At 66.4% G+C, this 3,671-nt stretch carries 2 protein-coding genes; both read left to right on the top strand.

The window, feature by feature from the left end:
- Window positions 1-1,496 precede the first annotated feature (1,496 nt).
- On the top strand, window positions 1,497-2,621 hold the full coding sequence (gene tal / locus MMF94_RS43035; protein ID WP_241043276.1) for a transaldolase: 1,125 nt from the start codon (window positions 1,497-1,499) through the stop codon (window positions 2,619-2,621).
- Between the two features lie 99 nt (window positions 2,622-2,720).
- The gene (locus MMF94_RS43030; RefSeq protein WP_241043275.1) at window positions 2,721-3,314 is read left to right on the top strand and encodes a Dps family protein; all 594 of its coding nucleotides are present in this window, start codon (window positions 2,721-2,723) and stop codon (window positions 3,312-3,314) included.
- The last annotated feature ends 357 nt before the right edge of the window (window positions 3,315-3,671 follow it).

The raw sequence follows: 3,671 nt of genomic DNA, 5'->3' as shown, positions 1-3,671 counted from the left end.
CGTCACGCAGGCGATCCTAGCCTGCGGACGCGACACCCAACGCCTGAACGCGACATCGCGGACAACCCAGTCTCGAGAATCTCGTACACCGTGCAAGGCCAACTGCAAACGTGTCACGCAAGTCGCCGCAGACCGCTCGGCAGACCGGCCGCCCCATCTGCGCACTGCCGACCGCCCCAGCGGAGCGGAACCAACGCGCTCCTTGCTCGACACCCCCCACCAAACTAGACCGACCAGTATGGATTCGGCAAGCATCTATGCGGGACCTGACAGGAGCCCGAGGAGCCAGCCTCGGGCCGTGATACGGCGACACGAGATCGGATTGCATGGGGCGCCGCCACGGTCGTCTTCCGGCACGGCACCGCGCAGATGAGCATCGAGCGAGTTCGCACCGCGTCGGAGGCCGCCCGCTCGCAGGTCTAACGACGCTGTCGTGGAGGTCCAGATCGCTGCTGTGCTCACTCTTCAAGAGTGGGCTGGTGACGTGTCGAGTTGAACCGCGCGCGCAACGGTGCGCGCGGTGCCGGCTCGGGTCGCTGGTGAGTCAGCTGGCAGAGCAGTCCGGTGCCATGCGGGCCGAGCATCGAGGATGCGTTCCAGACCTGGTGGACGTGCTTGGCGGTGTGGCTGCGCCGGATGCAGGATCGCGGAGCGCTGACGACGAGGCCGATGGCCGAGTTGGTCGCAGGGGTCGTGTCGGCTCCCAGGGGGACTGGTCCAGGTCGCTCGGAGTGAGAAGCCGCTGCGCGCAGAATGCGCTCAGCCGTCCCGGGGCGTGTGTGCAACGTTGGACTGAACGGTCGAAGGCAACACGCGATGGCGGGGACGTGCGGCGCGGCTCCTGGCGGCGGCGTATGCCTCCTGGCCGGTCGCGATGGAGGCGAGCAGGGGCAGCATCCAGCGCGGCATCGTCCGGGCCACTGACGGGACGCCTCCAGCGTGGGCTGTAGCAGGCGGGATAGGTGTCCGGGCGGGCAATCGGGTGGGCGACGCGCTGCGGCGCCCTCCGTGCGGCTCGGATGGCGGGTCGGCTACCTACGTGCACTCCGGCGAACCCAGGCGCCAACCCCACCCTCGGCCGCATCATTGGTGCCAGATGGTCCATCGTCGTATCGCTCTCCGACATGGACGGGAGAGCGCGGACAGCCGAGCGGACGACCGAATCCGAGCATCGCCGGCTCCTCGAGTTCACTTGTTTATGCAGGTGAACGGGCTGGGGGTGCAGCCACCGAGATGCCTCGCGCACTGGTTGGAGGACGCCTGAGAGATGTGGCGTGCGCCACTTTTGTCCTCCTGTGGGGCCGCCTGTTTGATGCCATAGCCTGGAACGGGCAGTCTAGTTCCGGTGCTGACTGCTCTCCTGGGGCCTCATCCCGCCCTGGGTGGATCGACGGAGCGCTGAGTCGTGCCGACGGGGAAGTCGTGGACGGTCCGAGCCTGGCCGGAATGCCGGGGCGGAGGTCAGTGCCCCCAGAGCGTCCAGAGAGGAATCCCACGTGACAGACGACCGACTTGCTGCGCTCACCGCGGCGGGTGTTTCTATCTGGCTCGATGACCTGTCGCGTGATCGCCTGGTCAGTGGCGATCTTCGGCGACTCATCGACGACAAGCACGTCGTCGGCGTCACCACCAACCCGACCATCTTCGCGGCTGCGCTCGCGCACCGAGGGGTCTATACGTCGCAGATCCGGGAGCTCGCGCGGCGTGGGGCGACTGTTGGAGACGCTGCTCGAAAGCTCATGGTCGTGGATGTCCAGCAGGCCTGCGAGTTGTTCCGCGGCGTCTGGGAGGCGTCCGACGGCGTGGACGGGCGGGTGTCACTCGAGGTCAACCCCGATCTGGCCGGCAACTGTGAGGCGACGGTCGTCGAGGCCGTGAGCCTCATGCGAGCGGTCGGCCACCCGAATCTCTACGTGAAGATCCCCGCGACGAGGGCGAGCCTGCCGGCCATCACGGAAGCTCTCGCGCTTGGCATCGACGTCAACGTCACGCTCGTCTTCTCGGTGGAGCGGTACCGCGAGGTCATGGCGGCGTACCTCGCCGGCTTGGAGCGGGCACTCGACGACGGCGTGCCTCTGTCCGGAGTCCACTCGGTAGCGAGTCTCTTCGTTTCGCGTGTCGACGCCGAGGTGGACAAACGCCTCGAAGAGATCGGGTCGGATGAAGCGCTCGCGTTGCGGGGGATGGCCGGTATCGCGAACTCGAGACTTGCTTATCAAGCGTTCCAGGAGACGTTTTCCGGCCCGCACTGGGAGCACCTCAGGGCAAAGGGCGCTCGCGTTCAGCGGCCGCTCTGGGCCTCGACGGGCGTGAAGAATCCCGCCTACCCGGACACGATGTATGTCACCGAGCTCGCGGTGCCCGGAACGGTGAACACGATGCCAGAGGCAACGCTGCGGGCCTTTGCCGATCACGGCTCACTTCGCAGGGCAGACAACGGCGACGCCGTTACCGGCCGTGCCCCCGAGGCTCGTAAAGTGATCGACGCGATAGCTGCCGCAGGCGTCGATCTCGCAGAAGTCTTCACGGTGCTGGAACGTGACGGCGTTGATCGGTTCGCCCGCTCCTGGGCGGAGCTGCACGAGACCGTCAGGCGGTCCATGGAGGCGGCGGCCGGGTAACGGCTGGTGCCGCGGCTGGGCGCAGGTGGGTGCGCGAAGCCAAACGAGATCGGGCCCAAAGAGCGTCATACGAACCGTGAATGTGGAGGAGGTCCACTGATGACCGCAACTCAGGACGGAACGGATCGCGTCTCGCCGTCGAGCCAGCCGTGGCTGCATCAGCACGGGGGCGGGGAGATCCAGAAGTTTGGGACCGTGAAGCAGTTCCCCGTCGGATTGTCCTACGACGCGCGCATGTACGCGGGCGAAATGCTCAACCGGACATTGGCGGACACCCAGATTCTTTACGCGCTTTACAAGAAGAGTCACTGGAATGTTCGAGGTGCGACCTTCTACCAGCTCCACCTCCTGCTCGACAAGCACGCTGACGAGCAGCTCGCTCTCATCGACGCGATCGCCGAACGCATCCAGAGCCTGGGTGCCGTTGCGGTGGGCGATCCGCGTCATGCGGCTGAGCTCAGCGGCATTCCGCGACCGCCGGATGGTGTCGAGCAGGTCCCGGCGATGCTCTCTCGTCTGCTTGACGCGCATGAACGCATCTTGATCGACGCCCACAAGGCGGCCGCCAAGAGCGCGGAGCTGGGTGACGATGGAACCAACGACCTGCTCGTCTCGCAGGTCATCCGTACCGGAGAGCAGCAGTGCTGGTTCCTGGCCGAGCATCTGGTCGACACGCCTCTCGTGCGCATCTGACGGTCCAGTCACGCCGGTTCCGTGCGCTCCGCACGGCGTCGCCTGGCTGTCGCCGTTCCGGATGTCAATCCTGCGACCAACAGCGCGCGATGCAGGGATCGCCCACCGGCGCCGATAAATGTTACGGCGCTGGACTGTAATGAATTCATGTGACGGCAATCAACCACACGAGGAGGGCTGATCCCTCATGGACGACATGATGGCGCTGCGGGCGCACACCCCGGGTGGTCCCGACGTCCTGGTATATGAGTCGGCGCCGCGGCCGATCCCGGGGACCGGCGAGGTGCTGGTCGCGGTTCATGCGGCGGCGATCACGTTCGACGAGCTGGCCTGGCCCGAGACGTGGGCCGTCGATGG

Source organism: Pseudonocardia alaniniphila (genome assembly GCF_022524485.1).
GTDB classification, from domain to species: Bacteria; Actinomycetota; Actinomycetes; order Mycobacteriales; family Pseudonocardiaceae; genus Pseudonocardia; species Pseudonocardia alaniniphila.
This window is presented reverse-complemented; position numbering and strand designations above follow the sequence as displayed.